At 58.2% G+C, this 18,781-nt stretch carries 22 protein-coding genes; 11 read left to right on the top strand and 11 right to left on the bottom strand.

Features of this window, described 5'->3' with window-relative positions; genetic code table 11:
* Window position 1: 1 nt before the first annotated feature.
* From rpsC to rpsJ, 8 genes are read right to left on the bottom strand one after another with little or no spacing between them, the layout of a single operon-like run.
* A complete protein-coding gene (rpsC, locus tag CACC_RS02175; protein ID WP_005276941.1) occupies window positions 2-748 on the bottom strand; it encodes a 30S ribosomal protein S3 in 747 nt (248 codons plus the stop codon).
* Window positions 748-1,110, bottom strand: coding sequence for a 50S ribosomal protein L22 (rplV, locus tag CACC_RS02170; protein WP_005276938.1), 363 nt, complete (start codon window positions 1,108-1,110; stop codon window positions 748-750). Before rplV ends, rpsC begins: the two co-directional genes overlap by 1 nt.
* Before the next feature lie 3 nt (window positions 1,111-1,113).
* The gene (rpsS, locus tag CACC_RS02165) at window positions 1,114-1,392 is read right to left on the bottom strand and encodes a 30S ribosomal protein S19 (RefSeq protein ID WP_005276936.1); all 279 of its coding nucleotides are present in this window, start codon (window positions 1,390-1,392) and stop codon (window positions 1,114-1,116) included.
* A 13-nt stretch (window positions 1,393-1,405) separates the two neighbouring features.
* Window positions 1,406-2,242, bottom strand: a complete 837-nt coding sequence (rplB, locus tag CACC_RS02160) for a 50S ribosomal protein L2 (RefSeq protein WP_005276935.1) — start codon at window positions 2,240-2,242, stop codon at window positions 1,406-1,408.
* A gap of 35 nt (window positions 2,243-2,277) precedes the next feature.
* Window positions 2,278-2,580, bottom strand: coding sequence for a 50S ribosomal protein L23 (gene rplW, locus CACC_RS02155; RefSeq protein ID WP_005276934.1), 303 nt, complete (start codon window positions 2,578-2,580; stop codon window positions 2,278-2,280).
* Window positions 2,580-3,233 carry a 50S ribosomal protein L4 gene (rplD, locus tag CACC_RS02150; RefSeq protein ID WP_005276933.1) on the bottom strand — a complete coding sequence of 218 codons (654 nt, stop codon included), beginning with the start codon at window positions 3,231-3,233 and terminating at the stop codon, window positions 2,580-2,582. Before rplD ends, rplW begins: the two co-directional genes overlap by 1 nt.
* On the bottom strand, window positions 3,230-3,886 hold the full coding sequence (gene rplC, locus CACC_RS02145; RefSeq protein ID WP_005276932.1) for a 50S ribosomal protein L3: 657 nt from the start codon (window positions 3,884-3,886) through the stop codon (window positions 3,230-3,232). Before rplC ends, rplD begins: the two co-directional genes overlap by 4 nt.
* A gap of 23 nt (window positions 3,887-3,909) precedes the next feature.
* Window positions 3,910-4,215 (bottom strand): 30S ribosomal protein S10, encoded by a 306-nt coding sequence (rpsJ, locus tag CACC_RS02140; RefSeq protein ID WP_003848085.1) that lies wholly within the window; start codon window positions 4,213-4,215, stop codon window positions 3,910-3,912.
* A gap of 711 nt (window positions 4,216-4,926) precedes the next feature.
* Between rpsJ and CACC_RS02135 the strand changes: the two genes are divergently transcribed.
* From CACC_RS02135 to amaP, 6 genes are read left to right on the top strand one after another with little or no spacing between them, the layout of a single operon-like run.
* Window positions 4,927-5,406, top strand: a complete 480-nt coding sequence (locus CACC_RS02135; RefSeq protein WP_005276899.1) for an Asp23/Gls24 family envelope stress response protein — start codon at window positions 4,927-4,929, stop codon at window positions 5,404-5,406.
* A gap of 5 nt (window positions 5,407-5,411) precedes the next feature.
* Complete coding sequence (locus tag CACC_RS02130; RefSeq protein ID WP_005276897.1) at window positions 5,412-5,759, top strand: Rossmann-fold NAD(P)-binding domain-containing protein; 348 nt, start codon at window positions 5,412-5,414, stop codon at window positions 5,757-5,759.
* Between the two features lie 2 nt (window positions 5,760-5,761).
* Window positions 5,762-5,956 (top strand): hypothetical protein, encoded by a 195-nt coding sequence (locus CACC_RS02125; RefSeq protein ID WP_005276895.1) that lies wholly within the window; start codon window positions 5,762-5,764, stop codon window positions 5,954-5,956.
* Window positions 5,956-7,119, top strand: a complete 1,164-nt coding sequence (locus CACC_RS02120; protein WP_005276894.1) for an Asp23/Gls24 family envelope stress response protein — start codon at window positions 5,956-5,958, stop codon at window positions 7,117-7,119. Before CACC_RS02125 ends, CACC_RS02120 begins: the two co-directional genes overlap by 1 nt.
* Window positions 7,112-7,678 carry a DUF6286 domain-containing protein gene (locus tag CACC_RS02115; protein ID WP_005276893.1) on the top strand — a complete coding sequence of 189 codons (567 nt, stop codon included), beginning with the start codon at window positions 7,112-7,114 and terminating at the stop codon, window positions 7,676-7,678. The genes CACC_RS02120 and CACC_RS02115 overlap by 8 nt, the downstream gene beginning before the upstream one ends.
* The gene (gene amaP, locus CACC_RS02110; protein WP_005276892.1) at window positions 7,671-8,246 is read left to right on the top strand and encodes an alkaline shock response membrane anchor protein AmaP; all 576 of its coding nucleotides are present in this window, start codon (window positions 7,671-7,673) and stop codon (window positions 8,244-8,246) included. The genes CACC_RS02115 and amaP overlap by 8 nt, the downstream gene beginning before the upstream one ends.
* Here amaP and CACC_RS02105 read toward each other — a convergent pair.
* Window positions 8,235-8,933 (bottom strand): hypothetical protein, encoded by a 699-nt coding sequence (locus CACC_RS02105; RefSeq protein WP_005276891.1) that lies wholly within the window; start codon window positions 8,931-8,933, stop codon window positions 8,235-8,237. The two genes, amaP and CACC_RS02105, sit on opposite strands and share 12 nt — an antisense overlap.
* 347 nt (window positions 8,934-9,280) lie before the next feature.
* Here CACC_RS02105 and CACC_RS02100 point away from each other — a divergent pair, with 347 nt between their 5' ends.
* From CACC_RS02100 to CACC_RS11620, 5 genes are all read left to right on the top strand, one after another.
* Entirely contained in the window at window positions 9,281-10,264 is a 984-nt protein-coding gene (locus tag CACC_RS02100; RefSeq protein WP_005276890.1) for an ABC transporter permease, read from the top strand.
* Complete coding sequence (locus tag CACC_RS02095; protein WP_005276889.1) at window positions 10,265-11,257, top strand: ABC transporter permease; 993 nt, start codon at window positions 10,265-10,267, stop codon at window positions 11,255-11,257.
* A complete protein-coding gene (locus CACC_RS02090; RefSeq protein ID WP_005276888.1) occupies window positions 11,254-13,137 on the top strand; it encodes an ABC transporter ATP-binding protein in 1,884 nt (627 codons plus the stop codon). Before CACC_RS02095 ends, CACC_RS02090 begins: the two co-directional genes overlap by 4 nt.
* A gap of 147 nt (window positions 13,138-13,284) precedes the next feature.
* Window positions 13,285-14,991 (top strand): ABC transporter family substrate-binding protein, encoded by a 1,707-nt coding sequence (locus CACC_RS02085; RefSeq protein ID WP_005276887.1) that lies wholly within the window; start codon window positions 13,285-13,287, stop codon window positions 14,989-14,991.
* Window positions 14,992-15,259: 268 nt separating this feature from the next.
* Window positions 15,260-15,385 (top strand): hypothetical protein, encoded by a 126-nt coding sequence (locus CACC_RS11620; protein WP_005280350.1) that lies wholly within the window; start codon window positions 15,260-15,262, stop codon window positions 15,383-15,385.
* Here CACC_RS11620 and CACC_RS02080 read toward each other — a convergent pair.
* Both CACC_RS02080 and tuf read right to left on the bottom strand, forming a co-directional pair.
* The gene (locus CACC_RS02080) at window positions 15,382-16,875 is read right to left on the bottom strand and encodes a DDE-type integrase/transposase/recombinase (protein ID WP_249852962.1); all 1,494 of its coding nucleotides are present in this window, start codon (window positions 16,873-16,875) and stop codon (window positions 15,382-15,384) included. The two genes, CACC_RS11620 and CACC_RS02080, sit on opposite strands and share 4 nt — an antisense overlap.
* A 435-nt stretch (window positions 16,876-17,310) precedes the next feature.
* Window positions 17,311-18,501, bottom strand: coding sequence for an elongation factor Tu (gene tuf / locus CACC_RS02075; RefSeq protein WP_005276884.1), 1,191 nt, complete (start codon window positions 18,499-18,501; stop codon window positions 17,311-17,313).
* Between the last annotated feature and the right edge of the window lie 280 nt (window positions 18,502-18,781).

The raw sequence follows: 18,781 nt of genomic DNA, 5'->3' as shown, positions 1-18,781 counted from the left end.
ATTAGCCCTCCTGCTTCTGCTGTGCACGCTGGCGGCGCTGGCCACCGCGGCGGGAGCGACCGTTGCGGTCACCGCGGCCACGGCCCTGTGCCGGAGCGTTCAGTTCGGACTCGCGTACGCCACCGACGACGTCACCCTTGTAGATCCACACCTTGATGCCGATGCGGCCGAAGGTGGTGTGGGCCTCTGCGGTGCCGTAGTCGATCTCGGCGCGAAGAGTGTGCAGCGGAACGCGGCCCTCGTGGTAGCGCTCAACGCGGGACATTTCTGCACCGCCCAGGCGGCCGGACAGCAGAATCTTGATGCCCTTAACCTGTGGCTGGCGCATAGCGGACTGGATAGCCTTGCGCATTGCACGACGGAATGCGACGCGGTTAACCAGCTGCTCCGCGATGGAGTGAGCAACCAGGGTTGCGTTTGCGTCTACCTGCTTGACCTCAAGGATGTTGAGGGCAACCATCTTGCCGGTGAGCTTTTCCAGCTCGCGGCGGATGCGGTCAGCCTCAGCGCCGCGGCGGCCAATCACGATGCCCGGACGGGCGGTGTGAATGTCCACGCGGACGCGGTCACGGGTGCGCTCGATAACGATGTCGGCGATGCCGGCGCGCTCGAGGCCCTTGTTGAGGTAGTTACGAATCTTGATGTCTTCGGCTACGTAGTTCGCGTAGTCCTTATCCGCGAACCAGTGGGTCTTCCAGTCGGAAGTGATGCCCAAACGTAGGCCGTGAGGATGGATCTTCTGGCCCATTACTTGGCCCCTTCCTGCTGGCTTTCGACAACCACGGTGATGTGGCTGGTGCGCTTACGAATCATGAATGCACGACCCTGTGCACGCGGCTGGAAACGACGCATGGTCGGACCCTCGTTGGCGTATGCCTCGGAGATGACCAGGGTGCGTGGGTCGAGGCCGAAGTTGTTCTCAGCGTTAGCGGCTGCGGAAGCAACGACCTTTGCAACTGGCTTGGAAGCACCCTGCGGTGCGTACTTCAGGATTGCCAAAGCTTCGCTTACGGACTTGCCGCGGACCAGATCGAGCACACGACGTGCCTTCATCGGGGTAACGCGGACGTAGCGGGCCGTGGCGGATGCGGAGGTGATGGTCTCACTCATCGCTTATCGACGTCCCTTCTTGTCATCCTTGACGTGACCCTTAAAGGTCTTGGTTGGTGCAAACTCGCCCAACTTGTGGCCGACCATGGAGTCCTCGATGAAGACCGGCACATGCTTGCGGCCGTCGTGGACGGCGAAGGTGTGACCGATGAAATCGGGGAGAATGGTCGAGCGGCGAGACCAGGTCTTGATGACCTGCTTGGTGCCTGCATCGTTTTGAGCATCCACCTTGTTGAGGAGGTGCTCATCGACGAACGGGCCTTTCTTAAGGCTGCGTGGCATTGTTTACCTCCTCTTAGCGCTTCTTGTTCGGGCGACGACGGCGCACGATCATGTTGTTGGAGTAACGGTTCGGGTTGCGGGTGCGACCCTCCTTGTGACCCCATGGGGACACTGGGTGGCGACCACCGGAGGTCTTACCCTCACCACCACCGTGTGGGTGGTCAACCGGGTTCATAACGACACCACGGACGGTCGGGCGAACGCCCTTCCAACGCATGCGGCCGGCCTTGCCCCAGCGGATGTTCATCTGCTCGGCGTTGCCAACTTCGCCAACCGTTGCGCGGCAACGGATGTCCACGCGACGGATTTCAGAAGACGGCATACGCAGAACGGCGTACTTGCCTTCCTTACCCAGCAGCTGGATGGAAGCACCAGCAGAGCGGGCCAGCTTTGCGCCAGCGCCCGGCTTGAGCTCAACGGCGTGGATGGTCGAACCGGTCGGGATGTTGCGCAGCGGCAGGTTGTTGCCCACCTTGATATCTGCGTTCGGGCCGGACTCGACAACAGCACCCTGCTTCAGGCCCTTCGGCGCGATGATGTAGCGCTTCTCGCCATCTACGTAGTGCAGCAATGCAATGTTTGCAGTGCGGTTCGGGTCGTACTCGATGTGAGCGACCTTTGCCGGAATGCCGTCCTTGTCGTTACGACGGAAGTCGATCAGACGGTAACGGCGCTTGTGGCCACCGCCGATGTGGCGGGTGGTGATGCGGCCGTAGTTATTACGACCACCGGTTTTGCTCAGCGGGCGCAGCAGGGACTTCTCCGGAGTCGAACGAGTGATCTCGTCGAACTCAGATACGGAGGATGCGCGGCGACCCGGAGTTGTCGGCTTGTACTTACGAATAGCCATAATTCTTCCTTTTCCTTTCGGCTCTCCGGTGGCGCTTAAGCGCCTGCGCCGAAGACGTCGATGGAGTCGCTGCCTTCACGGAGCGTCACGTATGCGCGCTTGGTGGACTTACGCTGACCGAAGCCGGTGCGGGTGCGCTTGCGCTTACCTGCACGGTTTACGGTATTCACGGAGTCGACCTTCACGTCAAAGATCTGCTCGACGGCATCTTTAATCTGGGACTTGTTGGAGTCTGGGGAGACGAAGAACGTGTAAACGTTCTGCTCCATCAGACCGTAGGACTTCTCAGATACAACCGGGGCGATGATGACATCGCGCGGGTTAGAAATCTTAGCCATTAGTTGTCCTCCTTATCCGCGCCGGTAGCGCGAGTGATGAAGGTGTGTAGCGCCTCAACGGAGAACACAACGTCATCAGAGTAGAGAACGTCGTAGGTGTTGAGCTGACCGGCGTCCAGGATCTGAACGTTCGGCAGGTTATTAGCGCTACGACGGGCGTTGATGTCCTCGCGGCCGATAACCAGCAGCACGTTGTCGCGCTCGGTCAGGGACTCGAGGAAAGCCTTGGCCGCCTTGGTGGACGGCTTCTGGCCTGGAACCAACTCTTCGATGACATGGATGCGCTCGTTGCGAGCACGGTCAGACAACGCACCGAAGAGAGCAGCCTTGATCATCTTCTTAGGGGTGCGCTGTGCGTAGCTACGTGGCTGCGGGCCGTGGACGGTGCCACCGCCGGTGTAGTGCGGCGCACGGATGGAACCCTGGCGCGCACGACCGGTGCCCTTCTGGCGGAAAGGCTTGCGGCCACCACCACGGACGTCGCCGCGGGTCTTGGTGGCGTGGGTGCCCTGACGAGCGGCAGCAAGCTGTGCGTTGACAACCTGGTGCATCAAAGCAACGGATGCCTCGGTGTCAAAGATTTCAGCCGGCAGGTCCACGGAGCCATTGGTCTTACCTTCAGAGGTGTGGACGTCTAGCTTGAGGTTGCTCATGCGTGTGCACCGCCCTTCACTGCGGTCTTAACGGTGACGAGGCCGCCGCGCGCACCAGGGATAGCACCCTTGATGAGCAGCAGGTTGGACTCGACATCGACTTTCTGAATCTTCAGGTTTTGGGTCGTCACGCGGTCGTGGCCCATGCGGCCAGCCATGCGCTTGCCCTTGAAGACGCGGCCTGGGGTAGCAGCGCCACCGATACCACCAACGCGGCGGTGAGCGGCCTGGTTACCGTGAGCTGCGCCCTGACCCTGGAAGCCGTGGCGCTTCATAGCACCAGCGTAGCCGTGGCCCTTGGTCTGGCCGGTGACGTCAACGAAAGTGATGCCTTCGAAGATGTCTACCTTGACCTCTTGGCCAACCTCGTATGCGGAGGTGTCGTCCATGCGGATTTCCGCAACATGGCGACGCGGGGTTACGCCAGCCTTTTTGAAGTGACCAGACTCAGGCTTGTTTGCCTTGCGTGGGTCAATCTCGCCAAAGGCGATCTGGATGGCGCTGTAGCCATCGGTTTCGGGGGTGCGAATCTGGGTGACAACGCATGGCCCTGCTTCGACGACGGTAACCGGAACGACGCGGTTCTCGTCATCGAAGACCTGGGTCATGCCGAGCTTCTTGCCCAGAATGCCCTTGATCTCGTTTTCACTCATTATTAGTTCTCCACCAAAGTCGCTTACTGGATGTTCACGTCGACGCTTGCCGGAAGATCGATGCGCATCAAAGCATCAACGGTCTTCGGGGTCGGGTCGAGAATATCGATCAGGCGCTTGTGCGTGCGCATCTCGAAGTGCTCGCGAGAGTCCTTGTACTTGTGCGGAGAACGAATAACTGCGTACACGTTCTTCTCGGTTGGGAGCGGCACTGGGCCAACTACACGAGCACCCGTACGGGTAACGGTCTCGACGATCTTCTTTGCAGAAGCGTCGATTGCCTCGTGGTCATAGGCCTTCAGCCGAATGCGGATCTTTTGTCCCGCCACGCTTATCCTCTTCCTCGCTTCCCCACTTTCACATTCCCGGCGTTTCCGGGGCGTGAAGCGGTGGGAAATTGCTTCTCGATTTCTCTATAACGTTGTCCGAGCCTGGGGCCTGACACAACGCCAGTGGTCTGACTGTCATGACAACCAAGAGATACAGCACATGACAAATGCCAGTCTGCAGTGCTCCTGACGGGGTACAAGACCCGTAGTCAAAGTATTGTGAAGAGGACGGTTTTCACGCATTACACGTGGAGAGTGTCCTATTCGCTAACTGCCGCTGTTTATTTGCCATGCCCCTTCTCCGGTCCATCGTCTCGGGGTGTCTCTGCTCTAGCGCGGACCTAGCCCGATCGGATGACCTTCCAGTCTGTGTTTCAGGAAAGCCCTGATCCACGGTGACAACGAAGGTGTCATGTTCGCTTTACCAGCTCAGCGTCTCCCCGATATGCACCGTGTTAAAGACGGTCCGTTACCGGTTCGCGCTGCCCTGTTAAAGCAACCTAAGTATTTAAGCACGATGGGCTGGTGTTTTTCAAACCACCCCGGCAATAGTGCCAATAATCACGTTTTGGTAAATATTGTTGTCACAGACCCCACGTCCGGTTAGGCGGTAGGTACGCTCAAAGAGGGATTTTGAACCGTTGGTTCTTGGTCCTTCAATTTCATATTGCGACCATGCAAGTCAATATTTAAGGAAAGGCCTTAAAGACCATGTCTGAGAACAACACTCCTGCAAAGCACTCTGAGAACAACGTTGCCGCTTCTGAAGAGCGCGAGGTAAACAACAACTTGGAGACTCAGTACGGCACCACCACCATTGATGACGTCGTTGTTTCCAAGATCGCCGGCATTGCAGCCCGCGAGGTTTCCGGCGTTGACTCCCTCGGTGGCGGCGGCGCCCGCATGATGGGCACCATCCGCGAGTCCTTCGGTGCATCCGAGGACGTACGCCAGGGTGTTGACGTAGAGGTAGAAAACGGCTCCGCAAAGATCGAGATCGCCATCACCGCTGAGTACGGCGTTGCCATCCACGAGCTGGCTGAGGCAATCCGCCGCAACATCATGAACGCTGTCGAGCGCATGACCGGCCTGACTGTAGAGCGCGTTGACGTTGTTGTTCACAACGTCAAGCTGCCGAAGGAAGACTCCGAGTCTGAAGAGCAGGCTGCACTGAACCAGGGCCAGGCATAAGAACAATGCCTGAACCCCGAGCGCAATTTGAGCTCGAGGTAAGCCACGCTCACGCAATTGCGGAAGCGGTGCAAAAGCTCAACGGTGTCGCGGGCCTTGACGGCGGACGCTACGGCTCGGTGAACCTACTCTTCCCGGGCGAAAGGGTTTCCGGCATGCGCCGGCCCGATCCCCGCGACGATCGCCACCTGCAAATCAACGTCCGCGTTGATATCAGTGCGCAACCTGATCTGTACCGTCTGGCGGAAGAAATCCGCTCGACCGCCCGCAAGGCATGTACGGAATTAGATCGCGTCGACGTTGAGTTTTCTGATGCCGTAGATGGCTTATCCGCTGCTCCCTCGAAGGATTAGATATGAAAAATTACACCACATTGGGCATTGTTATCGGCCTGCTACTTGCCTTCTTTTTGTACTTAGGTTGGGGTTGGATGCTGCTCGCCGTGCTGCTTGCTGCTATCGGTGGCCTCTTGGGCTCCCATTTTGATGGCCGCATTGACCTCAGCGCTGTGTGGAATGGCCTCATTGGCAAGGAGAAAGGCCAAGGCTAATGTCAGAAGGTTCCACTAAGGGCCACACGCGTTTCTCGCTGCGGACCATGGAACGAATCGTGACCGCCGCAATTGCTAGCGTGCCTGGCACAAAGGATTTAGATGCCAAGCTTGCTGGCATTGGCGGACGCGGTTATCCACGGGTTTCGGTACAGATGGCCCCAGAGCGTGAGGTCGCCGCAGTAAGCGCGACCATCGCTGTGGTGTGGCCATCGCCGGTTACCGCAGTCGCGGAAAGTACGCGTGCCGCCATTTCAGAGGCCATTGCTGCCCACACCGGCTATACCACCACCCGCGTTAATGTCACCGTTGGTGAATCGGTTCCGGATACTCGCGTTACCGCAGAACAGGTAGCGCAGCGCCCTGCTGCTTCGGCTTTTACGCCGGAGGTCACCCCGTCTACCGTGACCCAGCCTGTCACCCAGGACTCGGTCGAGGTGCGAGGCATCGAGACCCCGGAAGAAGCCGCGGTTCGCACCGTCGATACCCCGCAAGAGGCGGTGGTTCGCACAGTGGCCGTTCCACCAGAAGCGGATATCCGCGAGATTTCTTCTGGGAAGGAAGTTGCCGTCCGCGGAGTATCGGCGCCGCCTGGCGATACTCCGGTGCGCTCTGTTGACACGCCGCGGGAGGCGCCGGTGCGAAGCATTTCCGCTGATCTTCCGGATCACCAGCTGCTAGACATCAGTGCTCCAGAAGATCACGAACCGCGCCGCATCATCGAACCGCGCCCAGAGCGGGTACGCAGTGTTCGCGCCCCGCGCCCTGCTCGGTTGCTCCCGAGCGGACAGGTACGTCCCTTCGCCAAGAAGGCAAAGGTCTCTGTCCCTCGTCCGCAGCCTTTGCGCAAGATCGACATCGACAATGCGCAACAGTACAAGCGCGTTCGCGTTGCGCGGCCGGCTCCCCTGCGCAAGGTGCAGTCACCGCGCCCGCGACCGCTGCGCAAGATCGAGATCGATAATTCCCGGAGCGATCAGCGCGTGCGGACCGCAAGGCCTGCCCCACTGCGCAAGGTTCAGGCCCCGCGCCAGGAACCGCTCAAGCGCATCAAGGTAACCCCAACGAGCCAGCGCCCGCTGCATGTCTATGCGCCACGGCCTGAGCCGCTGCGTGCCATTTCCATCACCCCATTCCACGAGCAAGGAGGCAATAATGGCTGAGATGAATATGCCTAAGCATTTCGGGCAACAGCCCAAGGCGTCTCCTGCCGTGCGCACGTGGACCGTCATTTTAGGTTTCGTCCTGCTGGCCATTGGCATTGTGGGCGTACGCGAAACCTGGCTTGTCGGCGCAGACGCCAATGCCCAATCGTGGGTCCAGCCGGTCCTCAATCTTATTGCGACCGAGCAATTAGAGACGTGGATGATCTGGGCTGGGGTAGGCTCTATCGTCGTTGGTCTCATCTTTGTGATCGCTGCGGTAAAAACGCGCCGCAATACCCACATCCAGGTCGCTTCCGAGTCCGCTTCCATGTGGATGCGTCCGGTTGATGTCGCGCGCTTGAGCTCTGCTGCAGCGCGCCGCGTTCCGGGAGTCGCGTCCGCGCAGACTTCCGCGGATACCAAGAGCGCGAAGGTTACCGTCAATGGCGATGAGCAAGACTCCGAATTGCCGGGGCGCGTAGAAACTGCTGTCACCCGTGCCTTGGAAGTGCTTGCGCATCCACCAAAGGTCACCGTAGCCGTAGAGAAGATTCCGGAGATGGATAATCATGTCTAAAAAGCTTGCTACCTTTGACCGAATCCTCCTCGGCCTGCTCGGAATCATCCTCATCGCGCTCGGTGTGTGGCCGATTCTCATTAACTTCAATGTGGAATTTGCTGAATACCTGGCCGAGTGGGTAGACCACGATACGTGGCGCACTTTGGGCGACAATAGTTGGTGGGTCTGGGTCTTGGCCGGCGCCTCTGCCCTATTGCTCCTCATTGGTTTGTGGCTCATCGTCGTGAACCTGCGCCACCGCCGCTTTAATAATGTGGAATCCGCAGCTTCCAATGAAGAAGGCGCAATCTCTGCATCCATGAACGCCATCGCCACCGCGGTGGCCAAGGATCTGGACGCGTTAGAGGGTGTGGACCGGGTCGAGCGCTTGGTTGCATACGACCGCGCCCGCCCAACGCTGCAGTACACGGTGGTTGCCAACCCAGACACGCCGCTGGAGCGGCTGACCAACGCTGTAGAAACGAATGAGCGCGACTTCCGGGAGGCTTTCCCCGACGCTGACCTAGATACCAGCTATAAGCTGCACTTCACCAAGGTCAAGCCGATGAAGGATTTAGCTGAATAAGGGGTTTGGGGTCTCTGCAACAAGAACCTCAACTACCTTGCCCAATCGCGCATAATCGCCGCCCTCGAGGAGTAACTCCAACTCCTCGCCAGGGCGGCATTTTTCTATCCTCTTCCACGCATAATTATGGGCAACCACCCGCCGGTTTTCCTTGTGAAAGAGATGCAGTCCGTGGTCTAGGACAGCGATAGCGTCGCCCACGCGGAGGACATAGACAAAGTCACCTAACTCGTAACGGCTCAGGCCGCTAAGTTCCGGCAGCGGCTCATCCAGGCGCATGATGCTGGAGACGATCCCAAGGCGGTGTTCAAAGCCCTCAGTATCCGTAACCACGAAGGGCCGGCCAGGCCCCGTTGGCCTAATGGCGCTGTATTCCCACACCACCGGCTGAGCATTCGGGCGGCGCACGATAATGCGGGAGGAATCGGCGGTGATGCGGGAGGTGGGGGCATCGCTAAGCACGAGCCACACACCAGTGCCCACGCGGCCGCCCTCCAAGGGCAATAGCGGCGGGTGAACCTCGGCCTGCCGCTCGAGTTCGGTGACTAACTCCGCGTCGCTCACGCCCCAGCCGATGCCCCGGTTGGCCAATAAGGCAAAGAGCGTCGGCAGGCTCAGATCGGGCTGGCCCTCCCATGCCTTGCGCAGCGCTGCCAAGGTCGGGTCAATGCGAGTGGGATCTTCCATAAGGGTCTAGCCTACCGAGCCGTTCCGCCCTATTACAGCCACGGGGCATCAGCTCGCTTTGGCTGATTGGTTACCCCCGTTTTCACTTATTTTCAGGTAAGCGTTCCCTATAACTGTTGAACAATTCAGGTTTTAAAATCTGCAGCTGAATCCCATTTTTCTTTTTAAGGCCCTAAGCGTCTACACTGAAAAAATACCTGTCGTTTGATTGGCGATGTACATCACGGGGCTACGTGAATTGTGCGCTCGCTTATATCTTATTAGATTGGTCACATACAACGACTCCATCGTTGGCTTCACATTTATTCGCACTGTTTCCTGCTTAACCGCGCACGGAGAATTTCCCCATGACAAAGTATTTGATCAAAAAGATCTTGGGCTGGTTACTCATGATCTTTTTAGCCACTAACTTGGCTTATTTCTTGGCGGCCTCGTTTTTGGACCCGCGTTCGAACTACACCGAGCGCCGTCCACCACTTTCAGATGAGGAAATCAATAACCTCCTCGAGCCTTATAACCTCAGCCCAGAAACCCCGCTCCTGGAGCGCTGGTGGACCTGGCTGACCAATATCCTCACGAAGTGGGACTGGGGACAATCTCCGGTCGGTGAGATGGTTAACGAAGAGATCAGCTACCGCATCTGGGTATCCGCACAGCTGCTCTTGCTGGCCACCATCCTTTCCATCGTCATCGGCGTGGCCGTTGGTGTATACACCGCCTCCCGCCAGTACAAGACCGGTGACCGCGTGTGGCAGGGAATTTCCATCATTGCAATGAATACCCACGTGGTTGTTGCCTCCATCGCCGTCGTATGGGCCGCGCTGGAGATCAACGATTTGACCGGCAAAAAGATCTTCTACGTCGTCGGTTCCAAGTCCTTGGGGGTCGAGGGATTCTTCCCCAAGCTCCTGGACTCCGCGCAGCACCTCGTCTTGCCCACGATTTCCCTGGTGATCATCAGCTACGCCAGCTACCACATGACCCAGCGCACGCTGCTGCTCGATAACCTCGATGCGGATTATGTCCGCACCGCACGCGCAAAGGGACTTACCCGCCAGCAGGCCATCCGCAAGCACGCGCTGCGCACCTCCATCATTCCGGTGGCAACGTCTGTCGCCTTCTCCGTGCCCGGCATCTTCACCGGTGCCGTGATGACGGAGCGCATCTTCGGCTGGAACGGTATGGGCCAGTACTTCATCCAGACCATCAGTAAGAACGACATCAATGGCGCGGTAGCCGTGGCGGCATTCGGCGCCGCGATGACGGCCGTGTCCGCCGTCCTGGCAGACCTCGTTGTTGTCGCCTTGGATCCACGAGTAAGGGTGAGCTAAATGACAAATCCCAAAGAACCAAAGATGTCCAAGAAACAGCCCCGTGGCGAGGTTTCTACGCGCACCGAGGTCGTCTCCGAGGATCCAGTAAGCAAGGAAGAAGCCGAGCGCATGGCCACCCTGCCGGAGGTCCCCCGCGGTACTTCCCGGTACAAGCTGTATATTCGCCGCTTCTTCCGCAACAAGCTGGCCACCGTCGGCGTGTTTATCTTGGGCTTCCTTATCTTCGCCGCCCTTTTTGGCAATTTCTTTGCCCAGTGGGACTACACGGAACCGGACTTCCTCGCCCTGTCTGAGCCACCGAGCTCCGAGCACTGGTTCGGTACCAACGATTCCGGCAATGACCTTTATGCCCAAACCATCCACGGCCTTGGCAGGTCCCTAACCATCGCCATCGTGGTGTCCTTTGCCACGTTGGTCATCTCCGCATTCATCGGCTGTGCCGCAGCGCTGTGGGGCGGAATTGCAGAAAAGGCCGTCCTCGCCGTTATCCACTTCCTGCTGTCCATCCCGACCTTCCTGCTCATTGCGCTTGTGGTGGCAGACTCCGGCGGTGACTGGAAGCTTTTGATGGTCGTCCTTATCGCCTTCGGCTGGATGTACCAGGCCCGTGTGATTTGGTCCCTGGCCCTTACCGTCCGCGAGCAGGACTACGTCCGCGCCGCAAGCTACATGGGCGTATCCAAGATGCGGACCATCATCCGCCACGTCATTCCCAATATTGGTTCGCTGCTTATCATCCAGTTCGTCTTCGGCGTGGTGGGCACCGTGGGCTCTGAGACCGCACTGTCCTTCCTGGGCTTGGGCGTGAAGCTTCCCGATGTCTCCCTCGGTACCTTGCTGCAGGGCGGCACCGCCTCCCTGCAATCCGCCCCATGGCAGTTCTACTTCCCCGCCGCTACCTTGACGCTGCTGACCGTCTCCATGGCATTTATTGGCGATGGTCTGCGCGACGCACTCGATCCCAACTCCAATTCCGGAGGTAAACTATGACTTCGCCTATCTTGTCCGTCAATGACTTACGCGTCAGCTTCCCTTCTGAAGCAGGTACCGTCTCTGCGGTACGCGGTGTCAGCTTTGACCTGCACCCCGGTCGCACCCTGGGCATCGTCGGCGAGTCCGGCTCCGGCAAGTCCGTGACCTCCATGTCCATCATGGGTCTGCTGCCGGATTACGCCAAGGTAGAAGGCTCCGTGAAATTCGATGGCCGCGAGCTCCTCGGTCTTTCTGATAAGGAAATGTCCGGCATCCGCGGCAATGGCATCGGCATGATCTTCCAGGATCCGCTCTCCGCGCTGACCCCTGTCTTCGATATTGGTTCGCAGCTGGTGGAGGCCATCCAGGCGCACCAGGACGTCAGCAAGAAGGCCGCCCTTAAGCAAGCCACCGAACTGCTGGATCTGGTGGGCATCCCCGAGCCCCACCTGCGCCTGAAGTCCTTCCCGCACGAGTTTTCCGGCGGTATGCGCCAGCGCGTGGTCATCGCCATTGCTATTGCGAATAACCCGCGCGTGCTCATTGCCGATGAGCCGACGACGGCCCTCGACGTCACCATCCAGGCCCAGATCCTAGACGTCATCCGAGTAGCCCAGCGTGAGACCGGCGCCGCGACCATCATGATTACCCACGATATGGGCGTGGTGGCAGAAACCGCCGATGATGTCATGGTCATGTACGCCGGCCAGCCGGTAGAGCACGGCGATGTCGATACCATCTTCTCTAACCCGCGCATGCCCTATACCGTGGGCCTGCTCGGTTCCACCCCGCGCCCCGATGCCTCTGCCTCGGAGCCCCTCACCCCCATCGAGGGCAACCCGCCGGTTTTGGTGGATCTAAAGGATCGTTGCCAATTCGCCCCGCGCTGCCCCGTCGCCCAAGAGGCGTGCCTGACCGGCGAGCCAAACCTGCTTCCGCTCAAGGACGAATCCACCTCCCACCGCAGCGCCTGCCTGCGCGCGCCGGAGATCCACGACCGCAAAATTGACGGCGAGCTGATGTTCAAGCCGCCGCTGCTTTCCGATGACGTCTTGGCCGACGTTCCCCGCGAGGACCGCAAGACTACCCTCGCTGTGAACGAACTGCGCAAGCAGTTCCCGCTGACCAAGGGCGCGTTAATTAAGCGCAAGGTGGGCACCGTCAAGGCCGTCGACGGCATTACCTTCGATATCCGCGAAGGCGAGTGCCTGGCCATCGTCGGCGAGTCCGGCTGCGGTAAGACCACCACCCTGCTGGAGATCATGGACTTGGACCCAGAAAACGGTGCCGTAGTCCTCAACGGCAAGGACGCCAATGGCATGAGCGGATCCGAGCGCCGCGAGGCCCGCAAAGACATCCAGATCGTCTTCCAGGATCCCATGAGCTCGCTCAACCCCCGCCTGACCGTGCGCGAGGTCATCGCGGAACCGCTCAACTCGCTTGGCTATGACGGCGATGTCGATGCCCGCGTGAATGAGCTCATGAACCTGGTCGGCCTCGATTCCTCGCAGCTGGACCGCTTCCCTAGCCACTTTTCTGGCGGCCAGCGCCAGCGAATCGGGTTGGCGCGCGCCCTAGCCACGCGTCCTTCGGTTCTCGTGCTGGATGAGCCAGTCTCCGCCTTGGACGTCTCCATCCAGGCGGGTGTCATTAACCTGCTCGAGGACCTGAAGCGAAAGCTGGGCCTGTCCTATCTCTTCGTTGCCCACGACCTTTCCGTTGTGCGCCACCTCTCGGACCGCGTTGCGGTGATGTACAAGGGCAAGTTCGTCGAGTCCGGTTCGACGGATGAGATTTTCGATAACCCACAGGACGACTACACCAAGAAACTTCTGGATGCCATCCCGAATCCGGATCCCAAGGTTGCCCGCGCACGCAGGGAAAAGTCTCGGGCCTAGCTACCCCCTAGCCCCGCCTTCTTTTCTCAAAGTGATTGCGGACACAAATTTGAATATTGTATAGTTATTCACACAGTTGGAGTTTGCGGTTACTTCACTCTCCGTTTATGCCAACTTCATCTTCATCTCACGCAAGGAGTAATCCCCATGAAAAAGTTCGGTCGCTTCCGTATAGCAACGGTTGCCACTCTCTCCGCCACGGCACTCGCACTCACCGCCTGCTCGAGTTCTGACGATGGCGACGGTAACGGTTCCTCCAAAAAGGCAGTCGGTGGCCTAGAGATCGACGTCAAGCCCACCGGTGACTACAACGAAAAAGACCGCGATGAGATTAAGGACGGCGGTGAGCTGACCCTCGCCCTTGGCGAGCTGACTGAACAGCAAAACAGCTTCCACGCCAATATGACCACGGATACCCGCACCGTATGGAGCTGGTACAACCCGCAAATGGCGCTCTTTGACGGCGAAGGTAACTACACCCCGAACCCCGCTTACTTGGATTCGGTAGATGAGTCCACCGAAGGCGATAAGACCGTCGTGACCTACGAGATCAACGACGAAGCCACCTTCAATGACGGCACGCCCATTGACTGGACCGCTTTCGAAAACACCTGGCGTTTCAATAACGGCAAGGACATGGATGTCCAGGTCAACTCCACCGACGGCTACGAGCTGATCGAATCCGTGGAGAAGGGCGAAAACGACAAGGAAGCCGTGGTCACCTTCGAGAGCCCATACCCATGGTGGCAGGGACTTTTCAACGACATCCTGCACCCAGCGATCGATACCGCCGAGAAATTTGACCAGGAATACTTGGGCAAGCTCAACCCACAGTACGGCGCGGGCCCATTCAAGGTAGAAAATGCCGACTTCCGGGGCGGGAGCGTTTCCTTCGTACCCAACGAGAAGTGGTGGGGCGATGAGCCGAAGCTCGATAAGGTCAGTTACCGCGTGATGGAGTCCCAGGCAACCATCAACGCCTTCCAGGCCGGCGAGATCGACGCCGCTGGTGTCGGCAGCAAGAATAACCTCACCATCGCCGCAGACATGGGTGATTCCATCGACGTCCGCGCAGCTACACGTCCCGCTAGCGTCCTTTTCACCTTGAACTCCAAGGCCCCACAGCTGGCTGATAAGGATGTTCGCCACGCAGTCTTTGCAGCCATCGACCGCGACCAGCTCGCGGAAATCCGCTACAACGGCCTGGGCTATGAAGAGGAAATGCCTGGTTCCTTGACCCTCTACCCAACCCAGGACGGCTACAAGGACAACCTCTCTGAGGTCCTCGAGTACGACGTCGAAGAGGCTAAGAGCCTGCTGGAAGACGCCGGCTACTCTGAGGGCGATGACGGCTACTACGCAAAGGACGGCGACAAGCTGTCTCTGCGCTACGTTCTTATCGGCGATGACGAGGTCTCCAAGTCAACGGCTACCGCAGTCCAAAAGATGCTGAAGGACGCCGGCATCGAGCTGAAGATTGAGGAGCGCCCGAGCTCTGACTTCTCCAAGATCAGCAACGAGCGCGACTTTGACCTCTTCCTCTCCGGCTTCGCTGCAAGTGACCCATTCGGCGCAGCATACTTCGGCCAGACTTACGCTAGCGACTCGACCCTGAACAAGTCTTCTACCGGTACCGAAGAGTTTGACAAGAAGATCGAAGAGATGCAGAAGCTGCCGACCCGCGATGAGCAAATCGAGCGCATTAACGAGCTCGAGTCCGAAGCTTTTGCAGAGTACGGCCTGCTTCCGTACGCTAACGGCCCAGTGATGGTCGGCCTGAAGAAGGGTATCGCCAACATGGGTGCCCCTGGATTCGCCGTCGTCCCTAAGGAAAACATCGGCTGGGAGAAGTAATAACTACTTCCCTTACTAGGTAAAGGCCTTCCACTACCTGCCTGCAGGTAGTGGAAGGCCTTCCTTTGTGTTTGGGTGTGTTTGGACCCTGCAAACCCCAACAGGATCCAACTTAAGGGGACAAACTCGCTGCCCAGGCGTGGGCAGCGAGACTGGCTCGCGTTGGCGGCCCATTAGCCGTCAGCGCAGACCGTCCGGCAGCTTATCGGACTCGCTACTACACGGGTGCCCTAGAGCAAACACATTGCGACTCCTACCTAGGAGTGTTATGTCCATGAGGTTTTTGGACTTGGAGTCCAGCTACTTTGTGGACTCGGAGTCTTGGGACTTTGTGGACGCGGAGTCTCCCCGCTTTTTGGACGGGGAGTCCACGGAGTTTTTGTACTGGTGCTAGCTTGGCTTCTTCCGGCGGCTTGGCCGTGGCCCAGAGAGGTTGGGTTTTAGCTCTGGGGGTTGTCGGTGCCACATGCCGACAACGTGGTTTATGTTGATTTGACCGCCGGGTGGACGCTGATTCAGTTGGATCGGTAGCGGAAATGAAAACAGTTTCTCACCGTCGTGATCAGTAAAAAATTCCACATAGTCATCGGCTACGCTGCTGTAGATGGCTCGATTTTTGAAGCGCAGCCCGACGTAGAGGCCGTGCCCCATAACGCGTACCACCCCGCTTTTGTTGATCCACAGCTTGTCCGGGATAGGCCAGAATGCATTTACACCGGTAGAGCTTGGCATTACGGTTGAGGAATCGGCATGGGGTGTATCTTGCTGGATCGCCTGAGTGTCGTTACTTGGTGCCCTGTCTGAAGCTGCAACTTCAGGCAGGGCATTATCTGTCGCGACCACTGTGTCGGCTGCTAAAGCATCTGCCTGGTTGTCGGGGTGAATCCGGTGATATTGTTTCGCGATTTTTGTCCATAAAACATCTGGGTCAATCGGCTGCGTCGGTGGCTGGGCATGCGAGATAATCTCCCAGGCTTGGGCTGGGGTGATGTGCATCTTGCCCCTGAGAAGTCCTTGGTGGCGACGGCGTGTGTTGTAGAAGTTGCGGTAGTCGACAATCAGCTGTTGGACCTGCGCCAGCGTCGTCGGGGTACGAGCATCCAAAAACCTGGTCATGGTTTGGTGCGATCGCTCGTCTTTGCCTTGCGTCGTGGGAGCAAAGCCCGCACTTGATTGAACTCCCAGGCTGGCGAGCCAGCGTTCGGTTTGCGACAGCCGGCCGCGATGGTAGGTGGCAAAGGCATCACCGTTGTCAGAGAGGACTTCTTGGGGAAGTCCGTAAGCATCAATGGCTCCACTTAGCGTGATGCGGGCATCGGTGCCGTTTTCTGGAGTTCCAAAAGCTTGGGAGCCGACGTCGAAGCGGCTGGCATCGTCGACGACTTGGTAGATAGTCACTTGCGTGTGAGGCACATCGAAGAGTCTGTAGGCAAACGCATCGATCTGCCACAGTTCATTGACTTCGCCCCTGGCAAAGTGCCTGTAGGACTTACGCGGTCGTTTACGTGCATTGATGTCAGCGACGCCAGCCTCGTGCAACCATTGTGCGATTAAAGCTCGTGACGGTGGTTGGTCGTAGCCGAGTTCGTCGAGGAAGAAGTAGAAGATTGACCATGGGCCGCAGTCTTGGCCGCGGGCTCTTAACGTACCGCGAGCTTGCAGGACCTGTTGTCGAATCTTGTCATCGTAGACCCGTCGCGGGTTCAGCGGTGCCGTGCTGTCGGGCACGATGCCAGCCCGCCCGCGTTCGGCGATACGTGCTTTGATGTTGTAGTACGTCTGCTTCGATACGCCGATGTTCTTGCAGAACTGCTGGACCGTGATGCCCTCACGGATGGGGTCGAAATCCGCTATCTTCTTGCGGAGAGTAATGGGAATTGCCATCCCCACATTGTCAAGAAGCCAGAGTCCAAAAAGTCGTTAGACATCCTGTCCATAAACTTCCTGGACTCCGCGTCAAAAAACTAACTGGACTCCGCGTCCAAAAAGTCAATGGACTCCGAGTCCAAAAAGTCACTAGACATCACAACTCCTACCTAGGAGCGGCCCGCGCCAATGGCGCCTGCAGCTAAAGGCCTCCGAGATGGCCTCCACCCTGGCACAGCCATATCGCTGCATTCAGGCCTCTAGCGGCGTGAGTAGTCTTAAGCTGGCCCTACAGTTCCCTCGGAGTGCAGAAAAAGCCACTAAAGCACCAGCACTGCCTGTAGCCAGCGACCTCTCCAACTCAAGGCGCGAGTAGGGATCAAAAAAGTCCGCCACACCGGTATGCGGTGCAGCGGACTCTTAAAGCTCTACTGAGCGGTTACGAAGCCTCGATTAGTCGAGAACCTTGGTAACGCGGCCAGCGCCGACGGTGCGGGAGCCCTCGCGGATAGCGAAGCGCAGACCCTCGTCCATAGCAACAGGCTGGATGAGCTCAACAGACATCTCAACGTTGTCGCCAGGCATAACCATCTCGGTGCCCTCAGGCAGGTTCACAACACCGGTAACGTCGGTGGTGCGGAAGTAGAACTGAGGACGGTAGTTGTTCATGAACGGGGTGTGGCGGCCGCCCTCTTCCTTCTTCAGGACGTAGACGGAACCCTCGAACTTGGTGTGAGGGGTGTAAGCGCCCGGCTTGATAACAACCTGGCCACGCTCAACGTCCTCACGCTTGGTACCACGCAGAAGCAGACCACAGTTGTCGCCAGCCTCGGTGTAGTCCATCATCTTGCGGAACATCTCGATACCGGTAACGGTGGTGTTCTGGGACTTCTCCTGGATACCGATGATCTCAACGTCCTCGTTGACGTTCAGACGACCACGCTCAACACGGCCGGTAACAACGGTACCGCGGCCGGTAATGGTGAAGATGTCCTCGATAGGCATCAAGAACGGCTGATCGGTAGCGCGCTCCGGATCAGGGATGGAGTTGTCGCAGGCATCCATCAGGTCAACGATGGACTGTACCCACTTCTCGTCACCCTCGAGTGCCTTCAGAGCGGAGATGTGAACGATAGGAGCTTCCTCATCGTAGTCCTGCTCTGCGAGCAGCTCGGAGATCTCCATCTCCACGAGCTCGATGATTTCCTCATCATCAACCATGTCGCACTTGTTCAGTGCAACGAGGATGTAAGGAACGCCAACCTGGCGAGCAAGCAGAACGTGCTCGCGGGTCTGCGGCATCGGGCCATCGGTTGCAGCAACAACCAGGATAGCGCCGTCCATCTGAGCCGCGCCGGTAATCATGTTCTTGATGTAGTCGGCGTGGCCCGGGGCGTCAACGTGTGCGTAGTGACGCTTCGGGGTGGAGTACTCCACGTGGGAGATGTTAATGGTAATACCGCGCTCCTTCTCCTCAGGAGCCTTGTCGATCATGTCGAACGCGAATGCCTGGTTCTCCTCAGGGTACTGGTCAGCCAGAACCTTGGTGATCGCTGCGGTGGTGGTGGTCTTGCCGTGGTCGACGTGTCCGATGGTGCCGATGTTCACATGCGGCTTCGTACGCTCGAACTTCTCCTTTGCCACTGTATGTCCTCCTGGACTATATGGTGGCTACGACCTTCGCAGCCACGTGGTTGACAGTTGTCATTGGCACCTGACCCAATATCTGGGACAAAGCGCTAATGACGCTTTCTTTACGTGCCAGTTACACGATCCTAGATTTATCCCGCGGTTTTTTCAAACCGCCATTATAGGAGGTAACCCCGCGAATCTTCGCGGCCATTTCCCTCAACAAGAGTCTCAAATAAAGGATCCTGGGAGGGTAACGGCCGGCTCAATTCACAACCAATGGTTTTAGCTGCAA

The sequence above is a fragment of the Corynebacterium accolens genome (genome assembly GCF_023520795.1).
In the GTDB taxonomy this organism is placed as follows: domain Bacteria; phylum Actinomycetota; class Actinomycetes; order Mycobacteriales; family Mycobacteriaceae; genus Corynebacterium; species Corynebacterium accolens.
Note: the sequence above shows the minus strand (reverse complement) of the source record. Positions and strands in the feature narration are given on the sequence as shown.